The following is a 25,925-nucleotide window of genomic DNA, read 5'->3' as shown; positions in this document are numbered from 1 at the left end:
TTACATAGGGCAATATTTTATTGCCCTTTTATTTTTGGCTTATGAATGTGTTTTTTCTTTTAATTGGTTATTTGTCTATGTTTTATTGGGTAATTCTGTTATCTCAATGTAAATTTTGACCAAGTGGTCCACTTTTTTCTCTCCCGCATTCTGTTTTTACACTCTTTGCCTACCGCAAGCGTTTTCTACCCTGAGTTAGCTGATCTTTTTGCCTGTTAAATCGTGTGTTTTATCCCAGTGGCGCAAAATAATAATAAAAAAAGCCCTTTTGGGTAGACTTTTGTGTGAGCTATCTCTAGAATGCCGCCGTTTGCCAGAAATCCATAGGTAAGCAAATTTGCATTGATTCATGAGGTGTTAATGAATTAATATGCAAATAAAGTGAGTGAATATTCTCTGGAGGGTGTTTTGATTAAGTCAGCGCTATTGGTTCTGGAAGACGGAACCCAGTTTCACGGTCGGGCCATAGGGGCAACAGGTTCGGCGGTTGGGGAAGTCGTTTTCAATACTTCAATGACCGGTTATCAAGAAATCCTCACTGATCCTTCCTATTCCCGCCAAATCGTCACTCTTACTTATCCTCATATCGGTAATGTCGGCACCAATGAAGCCGATGCAGAATCTTCTCAGGTACATGCGCAAGGCCTGGTCATCCGCGACCTGCCGCTGATTGCCAGCAACTTCCGCGATACTGAAGACCTCTCTTCTTACCTCAAGCGCCATAACATTGTGGCGATTGCTGATATCGATACCCGTAAGCTGACGCGTTTGCTGCGTGAAAAGGGCGCACAGAACGGCTGCATCATCGCGGGCGATAACCCGGATGCGGCGCTGGCACTGGAAAAAGCAAAAGCTTTCCCAGGCCTGAACGGTATGGATCTGGCGAAAGAAGTGACCACCGCGGAGCCTTATAGTTGGACGCAGGGGAGCTGGACGCTAGCCGGTGACCTGCCGGAAGCGAAATCTGCCGATGAAATGCCGTTCCACGTTGTGGCTTACGATTTCGGCGCCAAACGTAACATTCTGCGTATGTTAGCGGACCGCGGCTGCCGCCTGACGGTTGTACCGGCGAAAACCTCAGCAGAAGACGTTCTGAAGATGAATCCGGACGGTATTTTCCTGTCCAACGGCCCTGGCGACCCGGCACCGTGCGACTACGCAATTACCGCGATTCAGAAATTCCTCGAAACCGATATTCCGGTATTTGGCATCTGCCTCGGCCATCAGCTGCTGGCGCTGGCGAGCGGTGCGAAGACCATTAAGATGAAGTTTGGCCACCACGGCGGTAACCATCCGGTAAAAGATATTGATAACAATACCGTGATGATCACCGCACAGAACCACGGTTTTGCTGTAGATGAAGCCTCCATGCCTGCCAACCTGCGCGTGACCCACAAGTCACTGTTCGACGGCACCTTGCAGGGGATTCATCGTACCGATAAACCGGCGTTTAGCTTCCAGGGGCACCCTGAAGCGAGTCCGGGTCCGCACGACGCTGCACCGTTGTTCGACCACTTTATCGAGTTAATTGAGCAATACCGTCAGTCCGCGAAATAATCAGGAGTAAAAGAGCCATGCCAAAACGTACAGACATAAAAAGTATCCTGATTCTGGGCGCGGGTCCGATTGTTATCGGTCAGGCGTGTGAGTTTGACTATTCCGGCGCGCAGGCGTGTAAAGCCCTGCGTGAAGAGGGTTACCGCGTTATTCTGGTGAACTCCAACCCGGCAACCATCATGACCGACCCGGAAATGGCCGATGCCACTTACATCGAGCCGATTCACTGGGAAGTGGTACGCAAAATTATTGAGAAAGAACGCCCGGATGCAGTGCTGCCAACCATGGGCGGTCAGACAGCGCTGAACTGTGCGCTGGAACTGGAACGCCAGGGCGTACTGGCTGAGTTCGGCGTGACTATGATTGGCGCAACGGCGGATGCCATTGATAAAGCGGAAGACCGTCGTCGCTTCGATATCGCGATGAAAAAGATTGGTCTCGACACCGCACGTTCAGGCATCGCTCACACCATGGAAGAAGCGCTGGCGGTTGCCGCTGACGTTGGCTTCCCGTGCATTATCCGCCCTAGCTTCACCATGGGCGGCACCGGTGGCGGTATCGCCTATAACCGCGAAGAGTTCGAAGAAATCTGCGAACGCGGTCTGGATCTTTCCCCAACCAACGAGCTGCTGATTGATGAATCACTGATTGGCTGGAAAGAGTACGAGATGGAAGTGGTGCGTGATAAAAACGACAACTGCATCATCGTCTGCTCCATCGAAAACTTCGACGCGATGGGCATCCATACCGGTGACTCCATCACCGTAGCACCTGCCCAGACGCTGACCGACAAAGAATATCAAATCATGCGTAACGCCTCGATGGCGGTACTGCGTGAAATCGGCGTAGAAACCGGCGGCTCTAACGTCCAGTTTGCGGTAAACCCGAAAAACGGTCGCCTGATTGTCATCGAGATGAACCCGCGCGTATCCCGCTCCTCGGCGCTGGCGTCCAAAGCTACTGGCTTCCCGATTGCAAAAGTTGCCGCCAAGCTGGCCGTAGGTTACACCCTCGACGAACTGATGAACGACATCACCGGTGGCCGTACTCCGGCTTCGTTTGAACCGTCCATCGACTATGTTGTGACGAAAATACCACGCTTCAACTTCGAGAAATTCGTTGGTGCTAACGACCGCCTGACCACGCAGATGAAATCTGTCGGTGAAGTGATGGCGATTGGTCGTACCCAGCAGGAATCGTTGCAGAAAGCGCTGCGCGGTCTGGAAGTGGGCGCGACCGGCTTCGACCCGAAAGTAAGCCTGGACGACCCGGAAGCACTGACTAAAATCCGTCGCGAGCTGAAAGACGCTGGCGCTGAGCGTATCTGGTACATCGCCGATGCCTTCCGTGCTGGCCTGTCCGTCGATGGCGTGTTCAACCTGACTAACATCGACCGCTGGTTCCTGGTGCAGATTGAAGAGCTGGTACGTCTGGAAGAAAAAGTCACCGACCTTGGCATCAACGGCCTCGACGCTGACTTCCTGCGCGTACTGAAGCGCAAAGGCTTCGCCGATGCGCGTCTGGCGAAACTGGCCGGCGTTCGCGAAGCGGAAATCCGCAAACTGCGCGACCAGTACAATCTGCACCCGGTCTACAAACGCGTGGATACCTGTGCGGCAGAATTTGCCACCGACACCGCTTACATGTACTCCACCTATGAAGATGAGTGCGAAGCGAACCCGTCCGTTGACCGCGATAAAATCATGGTGCTGGGCGGTGGTCCAAACCGTATCGGTCAGGGTATTGAATTTGACTACTGCTGCGTACACGCCTCGCTGGCGCTGCGCGAAGACGGTTACGAGACCATCATGGTCAACTGTAACCCGGAAACCGTTTCAACTGATTACGACACCTCTGACCGCCTGTACTTCGAACCGGTCACGCTGGAAGACGTACTGGAAATCGTTCGTATCGAGAAGCCGAAAGGCGTCATCGTACAGTACGGTGGACAGACCCCGCTGAAGCTGGCGCGTGCGCTGGAAGCGGCAGGTGTACCGGTTATCGGTACCAGCCCGGATGCCATCGACCGCGCGGAAGACCGCGAGCGTTTCCAGCAGGCGGTTGACCGTCTGAAGCTGAAACAACCGGCGAATGCTACCGTAACGGCTATCGAACAGGCTGTTGAGAAGGCGAAAGAGATTGGCTACCCGCTGGTAGTGCGTCCGTCGTATGTTCTCGGTGGTCGCGCGATGGAAATCGTCTACGACGAAGCCGACCTGCGTCGCTACTTCCAGACCGCAGTCAGCGTTTCTAACGATGCGCCGGTACTGCTGGACCGTTTCCTTGATGACGCGGTTGAAGTGGACGTGGACGCTATCTGCGACGGTGAAATGGTGCTGATTGGCGGCATCATGGAGCATATCGAACAGGCGGGCGTGCACTCCGGTGACTCCGCATGTTCTCTGCCTGCTTACACCCTGAGTCAGGAAATTCAGGATGTGATGCGCCAACAGGTGCAGAAACTGGCCTTTGAACTGCAGGTTCGCGGTCTGATGAACGTCCAGTTTGCAGTGAAGAATAACGAAGTTTACCTGATTGAAGTGAACCCGCGTGCGGCACGTACCGTTCCGTTCGTCTCCAAGGCAACTGGTGTACCGCTGGCGAAAGTCGCGGCGCGCGTGATGGCCGGGAAAACGCTGGCACAGCAGGGCGTAACCAAAGAAGTTATCCCGCCGTACTACTCGGTAAAAGAAGTGGTGCTGCCGTTCAACAAGTTCCCGGGCGTTGACCCGCTGTTAGGGCCAGAAATGCGCTCTACCGGGGAAGTGATGGGCGTGGGCCGTACCTTCGCGGAAGCGTTCGCCAAGGCACAGCTGGGCAGTAGCTCCACCATGAAAAAACAGGGTCGTGCACTGCTCTCCGTTCGCGAAGGCGATAAAGAGCGCGTGGTTGACCTGGCAGCGAAACTGCTGAAGTTTGGCTTCGAGCTGGATGCGACGCACGGGACCGCGATTGTGCTGGGTGAAGCGGGTATCAATCCACGTCTGGTGAACAAGGTGCATGAAGGTCGTCCGCACATTCAGGACCGTATCAAGAATGGCGAGTACACCTATATCATCAACACCACCGAAGGTCGTCAGGCGATTGAAGACTCCAAGCTTATTCGCCGCAGCGCGCTGCAGTACAAAGTGCATTATGACACTACGCTGAACGGCGGTTTCGCCACAGCGATGGCGTTGAATGCCGATGCCACCGAGAAGGTAACCTCGGTGCAGGAAATGCACGCGCAGATCAAAAAGTAATAAACAAAAGGTCCGATGAATATTGCTCTAACCGGATCTGTAATATAATTTTGAAAGGGTTTCTGTAAAGAAACCCTTTTTTTGTCTTGCGTAAGGTCATTCCTGGACAGGTCCGTTTCCGTAACCACATTTTCAATGTAATAAGCACGATATTGCTCACACTAATCAACATTCAAGTCGCATACTATCCTTTATATCCACAATTTTAATATGGCTTAGTTTTTATTAATTTGGACAGGCCGTAGCCAGATTTTTAATTTGTGAAAATGGTGTGCTTATGTGTGAAAAATATGTTGAAAGACCGCTTTATTTGTTAATTGCTGACTGGATGATGGCCGAGGATCGTTGGATCACCGCAAAGGAAATTTCCCGCCATTTTGATATCGAGCACTGCAAAGCAATTAATACGCTCTCTTATATTCTGTCGGAAGTGGGAGAAATTGTTTGTGAAGTTAAGATGATCCCTAATCAGATTGCCGGTCGGGGTTGTCAGTGCCAGCGTCTGGTGAAAGTCGTGAGTATTGACTCTCATCTCTATAGCCGACTGAATCACAATTTGCAGGAGAAAAAGGTGAGCATGGCGAAAACGCCACGCCTGTCTGCCGTTCCTCCAACAGAGCTCAACCGTGAGCAGAAATGGCAGATGATGCTCTCCAAGAGTATGCGTCGCTAATAATCAGTTTGCCTGATGGCGGCATAAACGGTGATTGACGCGTAGGCCGGATAAGCGTGAGCGCATCCGGCATCAATTACTGTGCTGATTTGGGTTTTACGTCCGTTGTGCCTTTCAGGCGTGGCCGGTTTTCTTCGACCCGCGTTAAGGGCAGTGTTTCGTGTAGACCTGTGTGGCAGCGAGTTGCAAGATCCTGATACTCTTTGGTGTTTAGCCGTTTCCAGTGCAGTTCCTGGTCCGTGACTTCACGCAATACGCGAGCGGGTGAGCCAACCAGCATCTGCCTTGCCTCTCCCTGAAATCCGGCTTTGACAAAGCTCATGGCGGCGACAATGCTCTCTTCGCCAATCGCTGCGCCGTCCATAATGACGCTGTTCATGCCGATCAGCGCATCTCTGCCCACCACGCAACCGTGCAGGATTGCGCCATGGCCGATGTGTCCGTTCTCATGCACGATGGTGTCGGTGTCGCAGTAGCCGTGCATGATGCAGCCATCCTGCAAATTAGAACCTGCCTCCAGGATCAAGCGACCATAGTCACCGCGTAATGACGCGTGCGGACCAATATAAACTCCGGCACCCACAATGACATCGCCAATCAGTACGGCGCTGGGATGGACAAAGGCATCCGGATGTACCACCGGAATCAGGCCCTCAAAGGCGTAGTAGCTCATCGTTTTATCTCGGTTTTATTGCCGGATCAGCGAATCGCTATCCGGCATCGGCTCATTAACGACCTTTCCACACCGGGTCGCGTTTTTCGGCAAACGCCTGCGGACCTTCAAGCGCATCTTCCGAATGCAGTACAGATGGATAGTGTTTCAGCACGCCGCTGCGGATGTAGCGGTAGCCTTCTTCCACCGGCATTTCGCTGGTGGTGCGATAGATCTCTTTCAGTGCGGCGATAGCCAGCGGAGCGCTATTGACCAACTGCTGCGCCAGTTCACGCGCGCTATTCATCAGTTCGCCCTGGCTGACAACGCGGTTGACGATGCCCCAACGCAGCGCTTCTTCGGCGCTCATTCGCCTGCCGGTCATCACCATTTCGTTGACAATAGCCGGTGGCAACAGTTTAGGCAGACGCAGTACGCCGCCGCTGTCAGGTACGATCCCGAGCTTGGCTTCCGGCAGTGCGAAGCTGGCATTTTCCGCGCAGACAATAAAATCCGCCGCCAGCGCCAGCTCAAAACCACCGCCAAACGCATAGCCGTTTACCGCAGCGATGACCGGCTTATCGAGGTCGAAAATTTCGGTTAAACCGGCGAAGCCGCCTGGGCCAAAATCGGCATCTGGCGCTTCACCTTCAGCTGCCGCTTTTAAGTCCCAGCCCGCAGAAAAGAATTTCTCACCGCCGCCGGTGATAATCGCTACGCGTAATTCCGGGTCGTCACGAAAATTAAGAAACGCTTCACCCATGGCAAAGCTGGTTTTGGCGTCAATGGCATTGGCTTTAGGCCTGTCGAGGGTAATTTCCAGGATCGGGCCGTTACGGGTCAGATGTAATGAATCACTCATAGTTCATCTCCAGATAAATAGATTTCCCGGCAGGAGGAGTTCCTGTCGGAAGGGTTATTTCAGATTTTTTTTGATTATTTTTCCTGAACAATTGCGCGGCAGGTCGGTTCTTATCTCCATAAAAGAGGGAACCTTGAATTTCGCCATATTGTTTTCGCAGAAGCTGAAGAACTCGGCTTCGCTTAATGTTTCACCTTCATTAAGGACGATAAACGCTTTAATGGCTTCATCACGGATCGAATCTTTAATACCGACAACCACAATGTCCTGAATTTTGGGATGCGCAGAAATAATATTTTCCAGCTCGACGCAGGAGACATTTTCCCCGCCGCGTTTAATCATGTTGCAGCGCCTGTCGACGAAATAAAAATAGCCATCCTCATCCTGATAGCCCGAATCACCGGTATGCAACCAGCCCTCAGGTTCCAGCGCTTTGGCGGTAGCCTCCGGCTGCGCGTAGTACTCTTTGAAGATTGTTTTGCCCGGCACGCCTTTAATACAGATTTCGCCAATTTCTCCGGCGGGCAGGGGACTGTTGTGATCGTCACGGATTTCGGCTTCATAGCTAAATCCCACGCGGCCAATGGAGGGCCAGCGTCGTTTGTCACCGGGACGGTCGCCGATAATACCGACGATGGTTTCAGTCATACCGTAGGAGGTCAGCAGCCTGACGCCAAAGCGTTCGGTAAAATCGTCTTTTTCCTGCTCGGATAAATTGAGGTAGAACATCACTTCGCGCAGGTGATGCTGTCTGTCGGTTGGTGCAGCGGGCTGCACCATTAGCGTTCTGATCATCATCGGAATGCATTCGGTAACCGTAGCCTTATATCTATGCACCTGATTCCAGAACGCCCTGGCACTGTACTTCTCTAGCAGCACAAAGGTGCTGCCAGCGGAGAATGCGGGCATTGCGGCGGTACACTGACAGTCGATATGAAACGCGGGCATCACCGTCATGTAGACGTCATCATCGCGCAGGGCGATTTGCCAGGCAGAGTAGTAGCCTGCAAAACGCAGGTTGTAGTGGGTAATTACCACCCCTTTAGGCCGCGAGGTGGTGCCTGAGGTAAACAGAATTTCCGCCGTATCGTCAGTGGATAACGCGGGCGTATAGCACAGCGTGGTGGACTGGCGGGATTGCAGTTGGGTAAAGTGACTCACACCGTCGTCAGCCGGAAGCTGTTCGCCAATCAGACAGATATGATTAAGCGGGGTGCTATTTTCCAGTCGTATCTGGCGGTACATAGGATAAAACTGGGCGCTGGTGACCAGCAGACTTACCTGGCTGTTTTGCAGGATCCAGGCACTTTCTTCACCCAGCAAGCGGGCATTAATCGGTACCATGATGGCGCCAATTTTTGCCAGCCCAAACCAGCAAAAAATGAATTCCGGACAGTTATCCAGATGCAATGCGACCTTATCGCCCTTGCGGATCCCTAAGGAATGGAACAGGTTTGCCGTGCGGTTAATCTCTTCATTGAGCGAGGCATAGCTAAACTGCCGAACGATTCCTTCGCAGGATTCGAAAATTAACGCCGTTTTATCTCCGTACACCCCGGCCAGGTCGTCCCACATCTGACGTAAGTTTTGTCCGCCAACGATATCCATATTGCTTTATCCACTGAAATCAGGCGTGAGCGCTAACCATCGAGGGGTCAGCGCGTCGCGTTTATTCCTCAACTCTGGCCAGGCCTTTGCCGACCAGCTCATTTATGTCTGCTTCGCTATAACCAATATTTTTCAGAATGGCGGCAGTATCCATGCCATGTGACGGCATGCCACGCCAGATTTTCCCCGGGTTGTTTTTAAATTTCGGCATGATGTTTGGCCCTTTGCAGGTGCGGCCATCCATTGTTTGCCACTGAGTAATAGATTCACGGGCAACGTACTGCGGGTTGCCTTCCAGTTCAGGAATAGTCAGCACCTTCGCGCAGGCGATGTTCAGCTCAGCAAAGCGCGCCTGGACTTCGGCGATGGTGTGCGTTGCCAGCCAGGCGTCCAGTTTCTCTTCCACAAGCGGGCCGTAAGGGCATTCCACACGATGGATAAGCTGGGTGCCTTCCGGGACTTCCGGTGTGCCAAGAATGTGGGCGAGGCCAATATCCTTGAAGCATTCGTTGATTTGCGTGATGCCGACCAGCTCCATGACGATATAGCCATCGGCGCATTTATACAGGCCGCAGCCAGCGTAATACGGGTCTTTGCCTTTGGTCATGCGTGGGCAAATTTCGCCGCCGTTGAAGTAATCCATCATGAAATACTGACCCATGCGCAGCATCACTTCGTACATAGCGATATCGATGCTTTCACCTTTACCCGTTTCGCGCACTTTGTGCAGGGCCGCCAGCGCTGCTGTCGTTGCGGTCATCCCGGAGAAGTAATCGGCGGTGTACGGGAAGGCGGGCATTGGCTGATCCACGTCGCCGTTTTGGATCAGATAGCCGCTGAACGCCTGTGCGATGGTGTTATACGCCGGAAGATTGGTGTACTCCTCGGTACCAAACTGGCCGAAGCCGGAAAGGTGGGCGATAACCAGCTTCGGGTTATGTTCCCACAGCACTTCATCGGTAATACCGCGGCGGGCAAAGGCCGGGCCTTTACTGGCTTCAATGAAAATATCGGTGGTTTCCATCAGCTTCAGAAACGCTTCCCGGCCTTCATCTTTGAAAATATTCAGCGACAGGGCGTGCAGGTTACGGCGTGAGAGCTGCGGATAGTTAGGCTGTACGCGGATGGTATCGGCCCATGCGACGTTTTCAATCCAGATAACCTCAGCGCCCCATTCGGCGAACATCTGTCCAGCGAACGGACCGGCAATTTCGATCCCTGAAAAGACAACGCGTACCCCGGAAAGTGGGCCGAAGGCTGGCATTGGTAAATGATTCATCATTTTTCTCCTGGCATTTATGGGTGTCCATGTAGGCCGGATAAGGCGCTCGCGCCGCCATCCGGCATTGATTGCCTGATGGCGACGCTAAGGCGTCTTATCAGGCCTACAGGTTGCGTCGTTCTATCGGTATTGCTTGAGTACCGCACGACCCAACGTCAGGATCTGCATTTCGTCAGAACCACCAGAAACACGGTCAACGCGCAGGTCACGCCAGAAACGCGTGATGCGGTGGTTGCCCGCGATACCAACACCTCCCAGTACCTGCATGGCGGTGTCTACCACCTCGAACGCGGCGTTGGCGCAGAAGTATTTGCACATTGCCGCGTCACCCGAAGTAATGGTGCCGTTATCCGCTTTCCATGCGGCTTCCAACAGCATGTTTTTCATGGAATTCAGTTTGATCGCCATGTGCGCGAACTTCTCCTGGATCAGCTGGAAACGGCCGATCGTTTCGCCAAACTGTACGCGTTGGTTGGCGTAACGCGCGGCGTCTTCAAAAGCGCACATTGCCGTACCGTAGTTGGTCAGCGCGACGAGGAAGCGTTCATGGTCAAACTCTTCTTTCACACGGTTGAAGCCATTACCTTCCCGACCGAACATGTCTTTCTCGTCCAGTTCAACGTCATCAAAGGTGATTTCACAGCAGCTATCCATGCGCAGACCGAGTTTCTCCAGTTTGTTGACCTTGATACCCGCTTTGCTCATGTCAACAAACCACTCGGTATAAACAGGTTTATCCGGCGATGCACCATCTCTCGCCATCACTACGATGTACGGGGTATAGGCGCTACTGGTGATAAAGCACTTACTGCCATTAAGATAAACCTTACCATTTTTGCGTGTATAAGTGGTTTTCAGACTGCCAACATCCGATCCCGCTCCCGGTTCGGTGATAGCAGAGTTCCACATCTGCTTACCGGTGCCCTGGAACGCCATGATTTTATCAATTTGCTCCTGAGTCCCTTCACGCAGGAAAGTGTTAAAACCTCCCGGTAATTGGTACAACACGTAAGTCGGTGCGCCAAGACGTCCGAGTTCCATCCAGACGGCGGCAACGGTGACAAAACCGGCTTCCAGCCCGCCGTGTTCTTCCGGGATCAACAGGCTATCGATGCCCATATCCGCCAGCGCTTTTACAAAACGCTCAGGGTAGACGCTGTCGCGATCGCACTCGGCAAAATAAGCTTCCCAGTTCTCACTGGCCATCAGTTCACGAATACCGGCGACAAACAGTTCCTGCTCGTCATTTAAGTTGAAATCCATCTTTCAGCCTCTTGATCAATTGGGTTAATAAGAATTACTTGTCTTTCCAGTGCACTTTGGCGTCTTTAATAAAGGACAGCGTCACCATGATGTTGACGAAGAACAGCGGACATCCCCCGGCGATAATTGCGGTCTGAATGGGCTTCAGCCCACCCAGCGCCAGCAGAACGATGCCGATGACGCCGACCAGAACGGACCAACCGATACGCACCAACAGCGGCGGTTCTTCACCATCACGAACTTCGCGACAGGTGGACATCGCCAGGGTGTAGGAGCAGGCGTTAATCAGCGTGACGGTGGCAATAAAGCAGAGGATAAAGAATCCCCACATGGTGGCGGTGCTGAGCGGTAAAGCAGCCCAGGTTTCGATAATGGCGCGCGCCACGCCGTGTTGTTCAATCAGTTGCGGGATGTTGAGAATGTTTTTATCCATCAGCAGCAGCGTGTTGCTGCCAAGGACGGTCCACAGGATCCAGGTCGAAGCGGTCAGGCCCAGTACCATCCCGAAACACAGTTCACGTACGGTACGACCCCGAGAAATACGTGCCAGGAAGATACTCATCTGGATAGCGTAAATAACCCACCACGCCCAGTAGAAAACAGTCCAGCCCTGCGGGAAGCCGCCTTTGCCGATGGCATCGGTATAGAACAGCATGCGCGGCAGATGCATCAGCAGCATGCCGACCGAGTCGGTGAAGTAGTTCATGATGAAGCTGGCGCCACTGACGATAAACACCCAGCCGAGCATCAGGAAGCTCAGATAACTACGTACGTCGCTGGCGATTCTGACCCCTTTTTGCAGGCCGCAGGCCACGCAAATGGCGTTCAATATGATCCAGCAGGTAATGATGATGGCGTCGAGTTGCAGCGTATGCGGAATACCGAACAGCCATTGCATACACTCGGTTACCAGCGGGGTAGCGAGACCGAGGCTGGTGCCCATCGCGAAGATCAGCGCCACCAGATAGAAGTTATCGACGATGGTGCCGAACAAGCCCTTAGCATGCTTCTCGCCAACTAACGGTACCAGCGTGGAACTGGGGCGGATAACGTCCATTTTGCGTACAAAGAAGAAGTAGGCGAACGCGACTGAAAGGAAGCTGTAGGTCGCCCACGGCAGCGGTCCCCAGTGGAACAAGCTGTACGCCAGAGCTATCTCTTTTGCGCCAACGGAGTTGGGGGCGAGAGCAAACGGCGGGGTAGAGATATAGTAGTAGATCTCGATGGAACCCCAGAACAGCACCGCGGCGGATGTACAGGAAGCGAACATCATAAAAATCCAGCTGGCGGTACTAAACTCAGGTTTTTCGTCGCCTAATTTCTTTTTCGAATACGGGCCAAAGACCAACCAGAACCAGCCGAAGAGCATGACGACCATATACCATTCGAATGCCCAACCCCAGACGTTGGTGACATAACTGAATACCGCATTAATAACGACGTTAGCGGCATCAAGATCTCTTACTGTTAACCAACAAAGTATCCCAACAATTATTAATGGCGGAAAAAAAACCTTCGGTTCAATTCCCGACTTTCTCTTTTCATTTTTCATAAGTGAATTCCAGTGTGAAAACGAAATTTATTTAGCGTGCCCGTATGTGATCGTTTGTTTATTTATTATTAATGATTTGTTGATAACCTTTTAACCTCTGGGCGCCTCAGTGAGTAACTCATAATGGGTATTCATTTCCGGCTATTCTGTTATCTGTGTCACACTTTCTTATGCTGGTTATTTTGTCTGAAAATACAAATAATTATCTTATTAATCATAATGTTGATGTTGCTTTTTTAACTTTTTTAAGTGACTGACGTTCAATATTGTTGAACCAGCAAACAATATTGAAAATTTTCGTATTTGACATGTTTCTTTCAATATTGGTGAGGTGCATAACACTATTGAAAGTTACGAATATCAATGTGTGACATTTTCAATATTGGTGATTAATGTTTTATTTCCGAATTAAAGAGCGTGATATCTGTATTTAACACCGCCGATATAAATACGTTTCCTTCATGATTTCTGGAGATGCAATGAAGATAATTACTTGCTACAAATGCGTACCTGATGAGCAGGATATTGCGATTAATAATGCTGATGGAACACTCGATTTCAGCAAAGCAGATGGCAAAATCAGCCAATATGATCTGAATGCGATCGAAGCGGCTTGCCAGTTAAAACAGCAGGTGGGAGAGGCTCAGGTTGTGGCCATGAGCGTCGGCGGCAAAGCGCTGACCAATGCAAAAGGGCGCAAAGATGTGCTCTCCCGTGGCCCTGATGAACTGATTGTTGTCATTGACGATCAATTTGAACAGGCGCTGCCGCAACAAACCGCCACTGCGCTGGCTGCCGCCGCACAAAAATCAGGTTTTGATCTGCTTATTTGCGGCGACGGTTCTTCCGATCTTTATGCACAGCAGGTTGGTCTGCTGGTGGGCGAAATGCTGAACGTGCCGGCGATTAACGGCGTGAGTAAAATCCTCTCTCTTACCGACAGCACGCTGACGGTAGAGCGTGAACTGGAAGATGAAGTTGAAACCCTGAGTATCCCGCTTCCGGCGGTGATCGCGGTCTCTACCGACATCAACACCCCTCAAATCCCTTCCATGAAAGCCATTCTTGGTGCAGCGAAAAAACCGGTCCAGGTCTGGTCGTCTGCGGACATTGGGCTGAACGGCGCGCAAGCGTATTCCGAACAACAGGTTGCCGCACCGAAGCAGCGCGAGCGTCAGCGCGTTGTGATTGAAGGTGACGGTGAAGAACAGATTGCCGCGTTTGTCGAGAATCTTCGCAAAATCATTTAATTATCAGGGGATGTTATGAACAAATTTTCCAGTGTCTGGGTATTCAGCGATACCCCTTCTCGTCTGCCGGAACTGATGAATGGTGCGCAGGCTTTAGGTGAAAACGTTAACACGTTTGTGCTCAGCGATGAGGACAGCGCGGCGGCATGCCATTTAGGTGCGGATCATGTCTGGCTGCTCAGCGGCAAACCAGAAGACCGTATGGTTGAAGACTACGCCGATGCGATGGCCGAAACCATTCGTCAGCACAGCGAGGGCGGCGCGGTGCTGCTGCCGAATACGCGTCGGGGCAAGCTGTTAGCGGCAAAGCTGGGCTTTCGCTTGTCGGCTGCGGTCTCAAACGACGCCAGCGCAGTCGCGGTGCAGGACGGAAAAGCGGCGGTCAAACATATGGTCTACGGCGGCCTGGCGATGGGAGCAGAAACAATCGCTTCACCGTTTGCCGTGATCACTCTCAGCAGCGGAACGTTTGACGCGCAGCAACCGGATACCGCCCGCAGCGGCGAGGTGCACACCGTCCAGTGGCAGGCTCCGACTATCGCCGTGACCCGTACGGCAACGCAGGCGCGTCAGAGCAACAGCGTCGATCTCGACAAAGCCCGTCTGGTGGTCAGCGTGGGACGCGGTATTGGTAGCAAAGAAAATATCTCGCTGGCCGAAGCGCTGTGCCAGGCGATTGGCGCTGAGCTGGCCTGTTCCCGTCCAGTGGCGGAAAACGAGAAGTGGATGGAGCACGAACGCTACGTCGGCATTTCCAACCTGATGCTCAAACCAGAACTGTACCTGGCCGTGGGGATCTCCGGGCAGATCCAACATATGGTCGGCGCCAACGGCGCGCAGACGATTTTCGCCATCAACAAAGATAAAAATGCGCCGATCTTCCAGTACGCAGATTTTGGCATCGTTGGCGATGCGCTGAAGATCCTGCCTGCGCTGACGGCTGCTCTGGCGCGTTAAACCATTCGGGCAGGGTGCGAAAGTATCCTGCCACTGACAGGAGTACGTATGTCCGAAGATATCTTTGATGCCATCATCGTGGGTGCAGGTCTGGCCGGTTCGGTTGCGGCGCTGGTGCTGGCTCGGGAAGGTGCACAGGTGCTGGTCATCGAGCGCGGCAATTCTGCTGGCGCGAAGAATGTCACCGGTGGGCGCATGTATGCCCATAGCCTGGAACGCATCATTCCCGGCTTTGCTGAGCAGGCCCCCATTGAACGCATAATCACCCACGAAAAACTCGCCTTTATGACCGATAAAGGGGCGATGACCATCGACTATTGCAATGGTGAAGAGGCTGCATCGTCGCAGGTTTCTTATTCCGTCTTACGCAGCAAATTTGACGCTTGGCTGATGGAGCAGGCCGAGGAGGCGGGAGCCCAGCTTATCACCGGTATTCGGGTGGATAACGTTGTGCAGCGCGAAGGCAAAGTCGTGGGTGTGGAAGCCGACGGCGATATTCTGGAAGCCAAAGTGGTGATCCTCGCTGACGGGGTGAATTCTCTGTTGGCAGAAAAACTGGGCATGGCAAAGCGCGTTGAGGCATCGCATGTTGCCGTTGGCGTAAAAGAGCTGATCGAATTGCCAAAATCGGTGATTGAAGATCGTTTCCAGTTACAGGGGAACGAAGGTGCAGCTTGCCTGTTTGCCGGTTCTCCAACCGATGGGTTGATGGGCGGGGGCTTCCTCTATACTAATGAAACGACCCTTTCTCTGGGGCTGGTCTGCGGTCTTCATCATCTGAAAGATGCTAAAAAATCGGTCCCACAAATGCTGGAAGATTTCAAACAGCATCCGGCGGTTGCCCCACTGATCGCCGGTGGCAAGCTGGTGGAATATGCCGCGCACGTCGTACCGGAGGCCGGTATGAATATGCAGCCTGAACTGGTGGGTGACGGTGTGCTGATTGCCGGTGATGCTGCCGGAATGTGTATGAACCTCGGCTTTACCATCCGCGGTATGGATCTCGCCATATCCGCAGGCGAAGCGGCGGCGAAAACGGTGCTTTCCGCAATGAAGCGCGACGACTTCAGCAAACAGTCGCTGGGCGAATACCGTCAGCATCTCGATGATGGTCCAATGCGCGATATGCGCATGTATCAGAAGCTTCCCGCTTTCCTTGATAACCCACGCATGTTTACCGCCTATCCCGAAATGGCGGTCAGCATCGCGCGCGACCTGTTCACCGTGGATGGCTCTGCTCCGGTGCCAATGCGCAAAAAAATCCTGCGTCATGCGAAGAAAGTGGGCTTCATCAACCTGATGAAAGATGGCCTGAAAGGAGTGACCGTATTATGACATCTCCCGTCAATGTGGACGTCAAACTGGGCGTCAATAAGTTCAATGTGGATGAAGACAGCCCGCACATCATTCTCAAAACCGATCCTGATAAACAGGCGCTGGAAGTGCTGATTAAGGCCTGTCCGGCCGGACTGTATAAAAAACAGGACGACGGCAGCGTCCGTTTTGATTACGCCGGATGCCTGGAGTGCGGAACGTGCCGCATTCTCGGACTTGATACAGCGTTGGAAAAATGGGAATACCCGCGCGGGACATTTGGCGTGGAGTTTCGCTACGGCTAATAAGTACGAGGTTGTGCACCCGTAGGTCGGATAAGACGTGGTAGCGTCGCCATCCGGCAATCATGTGGCGCCAATGCCGGATGGCGGCCTAAACGCCTTATCCGGCCTACAGATGACGCTTTGCCCGTGTTGAAACAGGAAGTCGCTATGCAGCAGCCCAGGAACTTTGATGACATCAAATTTACCTCTATTCACCGCCGGATAATGCTGTGGGGAAGCGGTGGGCCATTTCTGGATGGTTATGTGCTGGTGATGATTGGCGTGGCGCTGGAACAACTCACGCCAGCGTTGAAACTGGACGCTCAGTGGATTGGTCTGCTGGGGGCCGGCACGCTCGCCGGTCTGTTTGTGGGGACGTCGCTGTTTGGCTACATTTCCGATAAGGTCGGGCGGCGAAAAATGTTTATCATCGATATTATTGCCATTGGCGTGATATCGGCGGCAACCATGTTTGTTTCCTCACCCATTGAGCTGTTGGTAATGCGTGTGCTGATCGGCATTGTGATTGGTGCCGATTATCCGATTGCTACCTCGATGATTACCGAGTTCTCCAATACCCGCCAGCGCGCTTTCTCCATCGGTTTTATCGCCGCGATGTGGTATGTCGGCGCCACCTGTGCCGATCTGGTCGGTTACTGGCTGTATGATGTTGAGGGAGGATGGCGCTGGATGCTGGGCAGCGCGGTGATCCCCTGTATTTTGATCCTGATTGGGCGCTTCGATCTTCCTGAATCGCCGCGCTGGCTGCTGCGTAAAGGTCGGGTGAAAGAGTGTGAAGCGATGATGATCAAGCTGTTCGGCGAACCGGTGGTGTTCGACGAAGAGGCGCCGCAGGAGACGCGCTTCCTACAGCTGTTTAACCGCCGTCATTTCCCGTTTGTCCTGTTTGTCGCCGCTATCTGGACCTGTCAGGTGATCCCGATGTTCGCCATTTATACCTTTGGTCCGCAGATTGTTGGACTGTTGGGGCTTGGTGCCGGGAAAAGCGCGGCGTTGGGCAATGTGGTGATAAGCCTGTGCTTTATGCTGGGGTGCATTCCGCCCATGTTCTGGCTCAATAGCGCGGGCCGTCGGCCATTGTTAATTGGCAGCTTTATTATGATGACGCTGGCGCTGGCCGTGCTGGGGTTAATTCCTGATATGGGAGCGTGGCTGGTGGTGCTGGCGTTTGCCGTGTACGCCTTTTTCTCGGGGGGACCGGGAAATCTTCAGTGGCTGTACCCAAATGAACTGTTCCCTACCGACATTCGCGCATCTGCCGTCGGGGTGATTATGTCCTTAAGCCGCATCGGCACCATTGTTTCAACCTGGGCGCTGCCGGTGTTCATTACCAAATACGGGATCAGCAATGTCATGCTGATGGGCGCAGGAATTTCGCTGATTGGCCTGCTGGTGTCCATCGCTTTCGCCCCGGAAACGCGAGGTCTGACGCTGGCTCAAACCAGTCAAATGACGATTCGCAGTAAGCCCGTGACCAGAGCGAGTTATTAGGAGTGTTCTGTATTTTCCCTGCAACTCAGTCAGTTAGCCTACAGTTAACTGGGTATATCACTGAAAACAACTGAAAAGCAGGGAGAACACCATGCAAAAACATATCCTGATCACCTCAATTTTTACCGCAGCAGCACTGTTTACCGTGGCCGGTTGTTCCTCAAACCAGGCGGTTAAAACCACCGATGGCAAAACAATCGTCACTGACGGCAAACCGCAAGTCGATGATGATACTGGCCTGGTGTCGTATAAAAATGCGCAAACGGGTAAGACGGAACAGATTAACCGCGATCAGGTTAAAGATATGAGTGAACTGGATAACTAGTTCAGTTTTCTCCATTCAGCCACTCAATAATATTGACTGTTAGCCTGTGGATTAAGTGACTAAACTCACTGTTATTACAATAATGCAGTGAAACAGGCTAATCATGATCCTCATCATTTATGCGCATCCCTATCCGCAGCATTCGCATGCGAATAAGCGGATGCTTGAACAGGCAAGGACGCTGGAGGGCGTGGAGATCCGCTCGCTCTACCAGCTCTACCCCGACTTCAATATCGATATTGCCGCTGAACAGGATGCGCTGGCACGCGCTGATTTGATCATCTGGCAGCATCCGATGCAGTGGTACAGCACACCTCCATTACTCAAACTGTGGATGGATAAAGTCCTTTCGCACGGCTGGGCGTATGGCCATGGCGGTACTGCGCTGCACGGTAAACATCTGCTGTGGGCGGTGACGACCGGCGGCGGTGAAAACCACTTCGATATTGGCTCCCATCCCGGATTTGATGTGCTTTCTCAACCCTTACAGGCGACGGCACTTTATTGTGGCCTCAAATGGCTACCGCCGTTTGCGATGCACTGTACGTTTATCTGTGATGATGAAACCCTGCAAGCGCAGGCGCGTCACTACAAACAGCGTCTGATGGAATGGCAGGAGGCACACCATGGATAGCCATACGCTGATACAGGCGCTGATTTATCTCGGATCGGCGGCACTGATTGTCCCCATCGCCGTACGGCTGGGACTCGGGTCGGTACTGGGGTATCTCATCGCCGGATGCATTATCGGCCCATGGGGCCTGAGGCTGGTGACGGACGCTGAATCCATCCTGCATTTTGCGGAGATCGGTGTGGTGCTGATGCTGTTTGTCATTGGTCTGGAGCTGGATCCGCAACGTTTGTGGAAACTGCGAGCCTCGGTGTTCGGCGGCGGCGCATTGCAAATGGTGGTCTGCGGAGGCCTGATTGGTGTGTTCTGTATGTTCCTCGGCCTGCGCTGGCAGGTAGCGGAGCTGATCGGCATGACGCTGGCGCTTTCCTCTACGGCTATCGCTATGCAGGCAATGAATGAACGCAACCTGATGGTGTCGCAAATGGGTCGCAGCGCGTTTGCCGTGCTGCTGTTCCAGGATATCGCTGCTATTCCACTGGTGGCGATGATCCCATTACTGGCAGCGAGTGGTGCATCAACAACGCTTGGGGCGTTTGCATTGTCTGCCCTTAAGGTAGCGGGCGCACTGGTGTTGGTGGTGCTGTTAGGTCGTTATGTCACACGTCCTGCCTTGCGTTTTGTCGCCCGTTCGGGCCTGCGGGAAGTGTTCAGTGCCGTTGCGCTGTTCCTCGTGTTTGGCTTCGGTCTGCTGTTGGAAGAGGTTGGATTGTCGATGGCGATGGGGGCATTCCTGGCCGGGGTGCTGCTGGCAAGCTCTGAATATCGCCACGCGTTGGAAAGCGACATTGAACCATTTAAAGGACTGCTGCTGGGGCTGTTTTTCATCGGTGTAGGGATGTCTATCGACTTTGGTACGCTGATTGATAATCCCTTGCGCATTATCATTCTACTGGTCGGTTTCCTGGTTATCAAAACCGTCATGCTGTGGTTGATAGCGAAACCGTTGCAGGTGCCGAACAAGCAGCGTCGCTGGTTTGCCGTATTATTAGGGCAGGGCAGTGAGTTTGCCTTTGTGGTGTTTGGCGCGGCGCAAATGGCAAATGTGCTCGATCCTGACTGGGCGAAATCGCTGACGCTGGCGGTGGCGTTGTCGATGGCGGCTACGCCGATTTTGCTGGTGATTTTGACGCGTCTGGAAAAATCGGCGACTGAGGAAGAGCGCGAAGCCGATGAAATCGATGAGGAACAACCTAGGGTGATCATCGCCGGGTTTGGGCGATTTGGCCAGATAACCGGTCGTTTGCTGTTGTCGAGCGGGGTCAAAATGGTGGTTCTTGATCATGACCCGGATCATATCGAAACGCTGCGTAAATTCGGGATGAAGGTTTTCTATGGCGACGCGACCCGGATGGATCTGCTGGAGTCTGCCGGGGCGGCGAAAGCTGAAGTCATTATTAATGCCATTGACGATCCGCAAACCAGTCTGCAATTAACCGAAATGGTGAAAGAGCATTTCCCGCATCTGCAAATTATTGCTCGTGCGCGCGACGTGGATCATTACATCCGCCTGCGCCAGGCGGGAGTGGATATGCCGGAACGTGAAACCTTTGAAGGTGCACTGAAGAGCGGACGTCTGGCGCTGGAAGGTCTCGGGCTTGGGCGCTATGAGGCACGTGAGCGGGCTGACGTATTCCGCCGATTCAATACCATGATGGTAGAGGAGATGGTGAAAGGGGAAAATGACGCGACTTCCCGCGCGGCCGTTTATAAACGCACCAGCGCAATGCTGAGTGAAATTATTGCGGAAGATCGTCAGCACTTATCGTTAATTCAGCGCCATGGCTGGCAAGGCACGGATGAAGGTAAGCATACGGGCGACGTCGCCGATGAGCCGGAAGTGAAACCGTCAGCATAGGGTAAAAAATGTGATGTTCTGCAAACTTTACTGCTAATTGGCTGTTTTTGAACTACTGTAATGCTGGCGTACCACCTTAAATAGGTCGGTTCGCCAGCAGAACGGAAAATTTTCCTGTTCATCCTCTTTCCGCCAGTCGACGAAAGATTGCGCTTTCCGTATAGTGGCGACAATTTTTTTGTATCCGGGAAATATTCAATGATCAGTCTGATTGCGGCGTTAGCGGTAGATCGCGTCATCGGTATGGAGAACGCCATGCCGTGGAACCTCCCTGCCGATCTCGCCTGGTTTAAACGTAATACCTTAAACAAACCGGTTGTCATGGGACGCCACACCTGGGAATCCATCGGGCGACCGTTACCTGGGCGTAAAAATATCGTCATCAGCAGTAAGCCTGGCACCGACGATCGCGTGCAGTGGGTGAAGTCTGTGGATGAAGCAATTGCGGCCTGCGGCGATGAGCCTGAAATTATGGTAATTGGCGGTGGGCGTGTGTATGAGCAGTTCCTGCCAAAAGCGCAGAAACTGTATCTGACGCACATTGATGCGGAAGTGGAAGGGGATACGCATTTCCCGGACTACGAACCGGATGACTGGGAATCGGTGTTCAGTGAATTCCACGATGCCGACGCGCAAAACTCTCACAGCTACTGCTTCGAGATTCTGGAACGTCGTTAATACTGTAAGTGCCGGATGGCGGCGAAACGCCTTATCATCCAGCTAATGTAGGCCGGATAAGGTGCGAGCACCGCATCCGGCAAACGACTATCAGGCGTTGACCGCTTCGCCAGGATCCAGATTCAGATGGCGATTTGACGGCTGCACGAAGTACTGTTTGTCTTCCCAGCGCAGACAGGTGAGATCGCCTCCCCAGCAACACCCCGTATCCAGCGCGTAAATGCCTTCTGGCGTGCCTTTACCCTCCAGCGATGCCCAGTGCCCGAATGCAATGTTGTATGCTTCACTGACAGGTCCAGGAATGGCAAACCACGGCTTCAGCGGAGCAGGTGCGTCTTCTGGTGACTCTTTGCTGTACATATCCAACTGACCGTTAGGGAAGCAGTAACGCATGCGGGTAAAGGCGTTGGTAATAAAACGCAGGCGCGCCAGCCCGGTGAGTTCCGGGGTCCAGTTATTCGGCATGTCGCCGTACATCGCATCAAGGAAGAAGGGATACGAGTCGCTCGACAACACGGCTTCAACATCGCGAGCACAGTCTTTTGCTGTCTGCAGGTCCCACTGTGGGGTGATACCGGCATGCGCCATCACCAGCTTCTTCTCTTCATCTACCTGCAACAGCGGTTGACGGCGGAGCCAGTTAAGTAATTCGTCGGCATCCGGTGCTTCGAGCAGCGATGTGACCCTGTCTTTAGGTTTATTACGACTGATACCAGCAAATACGGCCAGCAGGTGTAAATCGTGATTACCCAATACTAACCGCACGCTGTCGCCCAGTGATTTCACGTAGCGCAAAACGTCCAGCGAACCCGGTCCACGAGCGACCAGATCGCCGGTGAGCCATAGGGTGTCTTTTTCGGAATTAAAGTCTACCTGATGCAGCAAGGCTACCAGTTCATCGTAACAGCCGTGAACGTCGCCAATAAGGTATGTCGCCATAGTTATTGTTTTAATGAATGAGTGTTGGAACGGCGAGTCGGAATACGGGAATATCGATGGTAAAGGCGATGCCTTGTTCATCGATCATTTCGTAATGACCCTGCATGGTGCCCAGCGGTGTTTCAATCACCGCACCGCTGGTGTACTGGTACTCTTCGCCGGGTTCGATGTGGGGCTGGACGCCAACCACGCCTTCACCCTGAACTTCGGTTTCGCGGCCATGACCATTAGTGATCAACCAATAACGCCCCAACAGCTGCACAGGCGCTCGCCCCAAATTGCGGATAGTTACGGTGTAAGCAAAAACGTAACGTTCATCATCAGGTGAGGATTGCGCCTCAATGTAGACGCTTTGTACCTGAATGCACACTCGGGGCGAATTGATCATGTTTAACTCTCCTTCGATGGCGCGTTTTCTGACAGATAGTTAGCCATCCGGCAGTATTGCGCGACAGAGATATTTTCCGCTCGCATCGCCGGATCAATGCCCAGCTCTGTCAGTACTTCAACGCTAAACAGGTTGCCGAGACTGTTACGTACCGTTTTACGGCGCTGATTAAACGCTTCGGTGGTAATACGGCTCAGCACACGAACATCTTTAACCGGGTACGGCATCGTCGTATGAGGGACCAGACGCACAACGGCTGAATCAACTTTAGGCGCTGGCGTAAATGCGGAAGGCGGTACTTCAAGCACCGGGATCACATTGCAGTAATACTGTGCCATGACGCTTAATCGACCATACGCTTTACTGTTTGGCCCTGCAACCAGACGATTCACCACCTCTTTTTGCAACATGAAATGCATGTCGGCAATGGCATCAGTATAGGAAAAAAGATGGAACATGAGCGGCGTGGAGATGTTGTACGGCAGGTTGCCGAATACGCGCAGCGGCTGTCCCATCGTTTGTGCCAGTTCGCCGAAGTTCATGGTCATGGCATCTTGCTGATAAATCGTCAGCTTAGGCCCTAAAAACGGGTGTGTCTGTAGGCGTGCTGCCAGATCGCGGTCGAGTTCAATGACCGTGAGCTTGTCCAGACGTTCGCCTACTGGTTCGGTCAATGCCGCCAGGCCCGGGCCGATTTCGACCATAGCCTGACCTTTCTGCGGGTTGATAGCAGAGACAATACTTTCGATCACAAACTGATCGTTGAGGAAGTTCTGCCCGAAACGTTTACGGGCTAAATGGCCCTGATGGACTCGATTATTCATTGGTATTAACAATCATTTTGATGGCGAGATTAAGCGCCGTAATAAAACTGCCGACATCTGCTTGTCCACGGCCCGCGAGTTCAAGTGCGGTGCCGTGATCGACGGATGTGCGAATAAAGGGCAGGCCCAGCGTGATATTCACACCGCGACCAAATCCCTGGTATTTTAGCACGGGGAGACCCTGATCGTGGTACATTGCCAGCACGGCATCCGCGTGGTCGAGATATTTGGGCTGAAACAGCGTATCTGCGGGCAGCGGACCGTTTAATTTCATTCCCTGCGCACGCAGTTCATCGAGTACCGGAATGATGGTGTCTATCTCTTCCGTTCCCATATGTCCGCCTTCACCAGCATGCGGGTTTAGACCGCACACCAGAATATGCGGATCGGCAATGCCGAATTTGGTGCGTAAATCATGATGCAAAATGCCGATCACTTCCTGAAGCAGGGCGGGCGTAATGGCGTCGGCAACGGCTCTGAGCGGCAAATGCGTGGTTGCCAGGGCAACGCGCAGCTCTTCGGTCGCCAGCATCATAACAACTTTCTTTGCCTGTGAACGCTCTTCAAAAAACTCGGTATGTCCGGTAAACGGGACGCCAGCGTCATTGATAACGCCCTTGTGAACCGGGCCGGTGATCAGCGCCGCAAACTCACCTTGCAGACAGCCATCGCAGGCGCGAGCCAGCGTATCCACCACATATTGCCCGTTTTCTACCGCCAACTGACCCGCGACAACAGGTGCCCGCAGCGCAATCGGTAACAGCGTCAATGTGCCTGCTGATTGCGGTTTGGCTGGGGTATCTGGAGAGTAGGGGAGGAGTGAAAGCGGTAAACCGAGCATCGCTGCCCGGTCACTGAGGAGTGCTGCATCCGCACAGACAACGAGTTCTACAGGCCAATCGCGCTGGGCGAGCTGAACCACCAGGTCCGGGCCAATCCCGGCGGGTTCGCCGGGAGTGATAACAACGCGTTGAGCACGAGTCATTAGTTGCTCAGAACTTTAACGTAAGCGCTGGCGCGCTGTTCCTGCATCCAGGTTGCTGCTTCTTCCGAGAATTTACGGTTCATCAGCATACGGTAAGCTCTGTCTTTCTGCGCTGCGTCAGTTTTATCAACGTTACGCGTATCCAGCAGTTCGATCAGATGCCAACCGAAAGAGGAGTGCACCGGGGCGCTCATCTGGCTTTTGTTAAGTTTGGTCAGCGCATCGCGGAAAGCAGGGTCGAAAATATCCGCTGCAGCCCAGCCCAGATCGCCGCCCTGGTTGGCAGAGCCTGGATCCTGAGAAAACTCTTTAGCGGCTGCCGCGAAGGTAGTTTTACCGCTCTTAATATCTGCCGCGATTTGTTCCAGCTTCAGACGCGCCTGCTGATCGGTCATGATCGGCGACGGCTTAAGCAGAATGTGGCGAGCATGAACTTCAGTCACGGAGATGCTCTGGCTTTGGCCACGCATATCGTTGACTTTCAGGATGTGGAAGCCGACACCTGAACGAATTGGGCCGATGATATCGCCTTTTTTCGCCGTGCTTAACGCCTGGGCAAAGATACCCGGCAGCTCCTGAATACGTCCCCAGCCCATCTGGCCGCCTTTCAGCGCCTGCTGGTCAGCGGAATAAGTAATAGCCAGTTTGCCGAAATCACTACCGTTACGCGCTTCATCAACAACAGAGCGCGCCTGGCTTTCAGCCGCGTTAACCTGGTCAGACGTTGGGTTTTCCGGTAATGGGATCAGAATGTGGCTCAGGTTCAGCTCGGTGCTGGCATCGTTTTGGTTGCCCACCTGTTGCGCAAGGGCATCTACTTCCTGAGGCAGGATGGTGATGCGACGGCGAACTTCGTTGTTACGCACTTCGGAGATGGTCATCTCTTTGCGGATCTGGCTACGATAGGTTGAATAGCTTAAGCCATCCTGTGCCAGGCGGCTGCGCATCTGATCCAGCGTTATGTTGTTCTGCTTGGCGATGTTGGCAATAGCCTGATCCAACTGCTCGTCAGAGATTTTCACCCCCATCTTCTGACCCATTTGCAGGAGGATTTGATCCATGATCAAACGTTCCAGGATCTGATGACGCAGCGTAGCGTCATCCGGTAATTGCTGACCTGCCTGACCTGCATTCAGTTTTACTGACTGCATTAAGCCATCGACGTCGCTTTCCAGAACGACGCCGTTATTGACGACGGCTGCAACTTTATCGACTACCTGTGGGGCAGCGAAACTGGTATTCGCGATCATGGCGATACCGAGAAGCAGCGTTTTCCAGTTCTTCATACT

General features: G+C 53.0%; 23 protein-coding genes. 12 read left to right on the top strand and 11 right to left on the bottom strand.

The window, feature by feature from the left end; translation table 11 throughout:
- Positions 1-408: 408 nt before the first annotated feature.
- The 3 genes from carA (at position 409) to caiF (ending at position 5,472) form a co-directional block, all read left to right on the top strand.
- The gene (gene carA / locus OGY04_RS17540) at positions 409-1,557 is read left to right on the top strand and encodes a glutamine-hydrolyzing carbamoyl-phosphate synthase small subunit (RefSeq protein WP_003829709.1); all 1,149 of its coding nucleotides are present in this window, start codon (positions 409-411) and stop codon (positions 1,555-1,557) included.
- A 17-nt stretch (positions 1,558-1,574) separates the two neighbouring features.
- Positions 1,575-4,799, top strand: coding sequence for a carbamoyl-phosphate synthase large subunit (gene carB / locus OGY04_RS17535; RefSeq protein WP_003829707.1), 3,225 nt, complete (start codon positions 1,575-1,577; stop codon positions 4,797-4,799).
- Positions 4,800-5,076: 277 nt separating this feature from the next.
- On the top strand, positions 5,077-5,472 hold the full coding sequence (gene caiF, locus OGY04_RS17530) for a carnitine metabolism transcriptional regulator CaiF (RefSeq protein WP_003829705.1): 396 nt from the start codon (positions 5,077-5,079) through the stop codon (positions 5,470-5,472).
- A 76-nt stretch (positions 5,473-5,548) separates the two neighbouring features.
- On the opposite strand, the gene caiE is transcribed toward caiF, so the two are convergent.
- The 6 genes from caiE to caiT all read right to left on the bottom strand — a co-directional run bounded on the left by caiE (position 5,549) and on the right by caiT (position 12,691).
- Positions 5,549-6,145, bottom strand: a complete 597-nt coding sequence (gene caiE, locus OGY04_RS17525; protein ID WP_008786161.1) for a carnitine operon protein CaiE — start codon at positions 6,143-6,145, stop codon at positions 5,549-5,551.
- A gap of 55 nt (positions 6,146-6,200) precedes the next feature.
- Positions 6,201-6,986, bottom strand: coding sequence for a crotonobetainyl-CoA hydratase (caiD, locus tag OGY04_RS17520; protein ID WP_071446579.1), 786 nt, complete (start codon positions 6,984-6,986; stop codon positions 6,201-6,203).
- A 54-nt stretch (positions 6,987-7,040) separates the two neighbouring features.
- A complete protein-coding gene (gene caiC, locus OGY04_RS17515) occupies positions 7,041-8,594 on the bottom strand; it encodes a crotonobetaine/carnitine-CoA ligase (protein ID WP_286585741.1) in 1,554 nt (517 codons plus the stop codon).
- A 61-nt stretch (positions 8,595-8,655) separates the two neighbouring features.
- Complete coding sequence (gene caiB / locus OGY04_RS17510; RefSeq protein ID WP_003018901.1) at positions 8,656-9,873, bottom strand: L-carnitine CoA-transferase; 1,218 nt, start codon at positions 9,871-9,873, stop codon at positions 8,656-8,658.
- A 123-nt stretch (positions 9,874-9,996) separates the two neighbouring features.
- Positions 9,997-11,139 carry a crotonobetainyl-CoA dehydrogenase gene (gene caiA, locus OGY04_RS17505; protein WP_003018898.1) on the bottom strand — a complete coding sequence of 381 codons (1,143 nt, stop codon included), beginning with the start codon at positions 11,137-11,139 and terminating at the stop codon, positions 9,997-9,999.
- A gap of 34 nt (positions 11,140-11,173) precedes the next feature.
- Positions 11,174-12,691 carry an L-carnitine/gamma-butyrobetaine antiporter gene (caiT, locus tag OGY04_RS17500; RefSeq protein ID WP_008786165.1) on the bottom strand — a complete coding sequence of 506 codons (1,518 nt, stop codon included), beginning with the start codon at positions 12,689-12,691 and terminating at the stop codon, positions 11,174-11,176.
- 479 nt (positions 12,692-13,170) lie between these two features.
- Here caiT and OGY04_RS17495 point away from each other — a divergent pair, with 479 nt between their 5' ends.
- The 9 genes from OGY04_RS17495 to folA all read left to right on the top strand — a co-directional run bounded on the left by OGY04_RS17495 (position 13,171) and on the right by folA (position 21,500).
- The gene (locus OGY04_RS17495) at positions 13,171-13,941 is read left to right on the top strand and encodes an electron transfer flavoprotein FixA (protein ID WP_032942343.1); all 771 of its coding nucleotides are present in this window, start codon (positions 13,171-13,173) and stop codon (positions 13,939-13,941) included.
- Positions 13,942-13,956: 15 nt separating this feature from the next.
- Positions 13,957-14,898, top strand: a complete 942-nt coding sequence (locus tag OGY04_RS17490) for an electron transfer flavoprotein subunit alpha/FixB family protein (protein WP_008786167.1) — start codon at positions 13,957-13,959, stop codon at positions 14,896-14,898.
- 48 nt (positions 14,899-14,946) lie between these two features.
- Positions 14,947-16,233 carry an FAD-dependent oxidoreductase gene (locus tag OGY04_RS17485; RefSeq protein ID WP_003018887.1) on the top strand — a complete coding sequence of 429 codons (1,287 nt, stop codon included), beginning with the start codon at positions 14,947-14,949 and terminating at the stop codon, positions 16,231-16,233.
- Positions 16,230-16,517 carry a ferredoxin-like protein FixX gene (fixX, locus tag OGY04_RS17480; RefSeq protein ID WP_000203736.1) on the top strand — a complete coding sequence of 96 codons (288 nt, stop codon included), beginning with the start codon at positions 16,230-16,232 and terminating at the stop codon, positions 16,515-16,517. The genes OGY04_RS17485 and fixX overlap by 4 nt, the downstream gene beginning before the upstream one ends.
- A gap of 147 nt (positions 16,518-16,664) precedes the next feature.
- Entirely contained in the window at positions 16,665-18,008 is a 1,344-nt protein-coding gene (locus OGY04_RS17475; protein WP_020996234.1) for an MFS transporter, read from the top strand.
- A 91-nt stretch (positions 18,009-18,099) separates the two neighbouring features.
- On the top strand, positions 18,100-18,333 hold the full coding sequence (locus OGY04_RS17470; RefSeq protein WP_003018880.1) for a YgdI/YgdR family lipoprotein: 234 nt from the start codon (positions 18,100-18,102) through the stop codon (positions 18,331-18,333).
- Positions 18,334-18,436: 103 nt separating this feature from the next.
- Positions 18,437-18,967 (top strand): glutathione-regulated potassium-efflux system oxidoreductase KefF, encoded by a 531-nt coding sequence (gene kefF, locus OGY04_RS17465; RefSeq protein WP_003829618.1) that lies wholly within the window; start codon positions 18,437-18,439, stop codon positions 18,965-18,967.
- Positions 18,960-20,822: a glutathione-regulated potassium-efflux system protein KefC gene (gene kefC / locus OGY04_RS17460; RefSeq protein WP_286585739.1), complete on the top strand. Its 1,863-nt coding sequence runs from the start codon at positions 18,960-18,962 to the stop codon at positions 20,820-20,822. The genes kefF and kefC overlap by 8 nt, the downstream gene beginning before the upstream one ends.
- 198 nt (positions 20,823-21,020) lie before the next feature.
- Complete coding sequence (gene folA, locus OGY04_RS17455; protein ID WP_003018873.1) at positions 21,021-21,500, top strand: type 3 dihydrofolate reductase; 480 nt, start codon at positions 21,021-21,023, stop codon at positions 21,498-21,500.
- A 90-nt stretch (positions 21,501-21,590) separates the two neighbouring features.
- Here folA and apaH read toward each other — a convergent pair whose 3' ends face one another.
- The 5 genes from apaH to surA are packed head-to-tail and all read right to left on the bottom strand — an operon-like array spanning position 21,591 to position 25,922.
- A complete protein-coding gene (gene apaH, locus OGY04_RS17450) occupies positions 21,591-22,439 on the bottom strand; it encodes a bis(5'-nucleosyl)-tetraphosphatase (symmetrical) ApaH (protein WP_234692549.1) in 849 nt (282 codons plus the stop codon).
- 10 nt (positions 22,440-22,449) lie between these two features.
- A complete protein-coding gene (apaG, locus tag OGY04_RS17445) occupies positions 22,450-22,827 on the bottom strand; it encodes a Co2+/Mg2+ efflux facilitator ApaG/CorD (protein WP_003018867.1) in 378 nt (125 codons plus the stop codon).
- A gap of 2 nt (positions 22,828-22,829) precedes the next feature.
- On the bottom strand, positions 22,830-23,651 hold the full coding sequence (gene rsmA, locus OGY04_RS17440) for a 16S rRNA (adenine(1518)-N(6)/adenine(1519)-N(6))-dimethyltransferase RsmA (RefSeq protein ID WP_003829609.1): 822 nt from the start codon (positions 23,649-23,651) through the stop codon (positions 22,830-22,832).
- A complete protein-coding gene (gene pdxA / locus OGY04_RS17435) occupies positions 23,644-24,636 on the bottom strand; it encodes a 4-hydroxythreonine-4-phosphate dehydrogenase PdxA (RefSeq protein ID WP_286585735.1) in 993 nt (330 codons plus the stop codon). The genes rsmA and pdxA overlap by 8 nt, the downstream gene beginning before the upstream one ends.
- Positions 24,636-25,922: a peptidylprolyl isomerase SurA gene (surA, locus tag OGY04_RS17430; protein ID WP_286585733.1), complete on the bottom strand. Its 1,287-nt coding sequence runs from the start codon at positions 25,920-25,922 to the stop codon at positions 24,636-24,638. Before surA ends, pdxA begins: the two co-directional genes overlap by 1 nt.
- Positions 25,923-25,925: the final 3 nt, after the last annotated feature.

This window comes from Citrobacter sp. Cpo091 (assembly GCF_030332645.1).
In the GTDB taxonomy this organism is placed as follows: Bacteria; Pseudomonadota; Gammaproteobacteria; order Enterobacterales; family Enterobacteriaceae; genus Citrobacter; species Citrobacter portucalensis.
This window is presented reverse-complemented; position numbering and strand designations above follow the sequence as displayed.

What these genes read in the sequence shown, in the direction of transcription:
- carB (WP_003829707.1), top strand. Translation starts at nt 1,575, where the DNA reads ATGCCAAAACGTACAGACATAAAAAGTATCCTGATTCTGGGCGCGGGT.
- caiF (WP_003829705.1), top strand. Translation starts at nt 5,077, where the DNA reads ATGTGTGAAAAATATGTTGAAAGACCGCTTTATTTGTTAATTGCTGAC.
- caiE (WP_008786161.1), bottom strand. Translation starts at nt 6,145, where the DNA reads ATGAGCTACTACGCCTTTGAGGGCCTGATTCCGGTGGTACATCCGGAT.
- caiD (WP_071446579.1), bottom strand. Translation starts at nt 6,986, where the DNA reads ATGAGTGATTCATTACATCTGACCCGTAACGGCCCGATCCTGGAAATT.
- caiC (WP_286585741.1), bottom strand. Translation starts at nt 8,594, where the DNA reads ATGGATATCGTTGGCGGACAAAACTTACGTCAGATGTGGGACGACCTG.
- caiB (WP_003018901.1), bottom strand. Translation starts at nt 9,873, where the DNA reads ATGAATCATTTACCAATGCCAGCCTTCGGCCCACTTTCCGGGGTACGC.
- caiA (WP_003018898.1), bottom strand. Translation starts at nt 11,139, where the DNA reads ATGGATTTCAACTTAAATGACGAGCAGGAACTGTTTGTCGCCGGTATT.
- caiT (WP_008786165.1), bottom strand. Translation starts at nt 12,691, where the DNA reads ATGAAAAATGAAAAGAGAAAGTCGGGAATTGAACCGAAGGTTTTTTTT.
- OGY04_RS17495 (WP_032942343.1), top strand. Translation starts at nt 13,171, where the DNA reads ATGAAGATAATTACTTGCTACAAATGCGTACCTGATGAGCAGGATATT.
- OGY04_RS17490 (WP_008786167.1), top strand. Translation starts at nt 13,957, where the DNA reads ATGAACAAATTTTCCAGTGTCTGGGTATTCAGCGATACCCCTTCTCGT.
- OGY04_RS17485 (WP_003018887.1), top strand. Translation starts at nt 14,947, where the DNA reads ATGTCCGAAGATATCTTTGATGCCATCATCGTGGGTGCAGGTCTGGCC.
- fixX (WP_000203736.1), top strand. Translation starts at nt 16,230, where the DNA reads ATGACATCTCCCGTCAATGTGGACGTCAAACTGGGCGTCAATAAGTTC.
- OGY04_RS17475 (WP_020996234.1), top strand. Translation starts at nt 16,665, where the DNA reads ATGCAGCAGCCCAGGAACTTTGATGACATCAAATTTACCTCTATTCAC.
- OGY04_RS17470 (WP_003018880.1), top strand. Translation starts at nt 18,100, where the DNA reads ATGCAAAAACATATCCTGATCACCTCAATTTTTACCGCAGCAGCACTG.
- kefF (WP_003829618.1), top strand. Translation starts at nt 18,437, where the DNA reads ATGATCCTCATCATTTATGCGCATCCCTATCCGCAGCATTCGCATGCG.
- kefC (WP_286585739.1), top strand. Translation starts at nt 18,960, where the DNA reads ATGGATAGCCATACGCTGATACAGGCGCTGATTTATCTCGGATCGGCG.
- folA (WP_003018873.1), top strand. Translation starts at nt 21,021, where the DNA reads ATGATCAGTCTGATTGCGGCGTTAGCGGTAGATCGCGTCATCGGTATG.
- apaH (WP_234692549.1), bottom strand. Translation starts at nt 22,439, where the DNA reads ATGGCGACATACCTTATTGGCGACGTTCACGGCTGTTACGATGAACTG.
- apaG (WP_003018867.1), bottom strand. Translation starts at nt 22,827, where the DNA reads ATGATCAATTCGCCCCGAGTGTGCATTCAGGTACAAAGCGTCTACATT.
- rsmA (WP_003829609.1), bottom strand. Translation starts at nt 23,651, where the DNA reads ATGAATAATCGAGTCCATCAGGGCCATTTAGCCCGTAAACGTTTCGGG.
- pdxA (WP_286585735.1), bottom strand. Translation starts at nt 24,636, where the DNA reads ATGACTCGTGCTCAACGCGTTGTTATCACTCCCGGCGAACCCGCCGGG.
- surA (WP_286585733.1), bottom strand. Translation starts at nt 25,922, where the DNA reads ATGAAGAACTGGAAAACGCTGCTTCTCGGTATCGCCATGATCGCGAAT.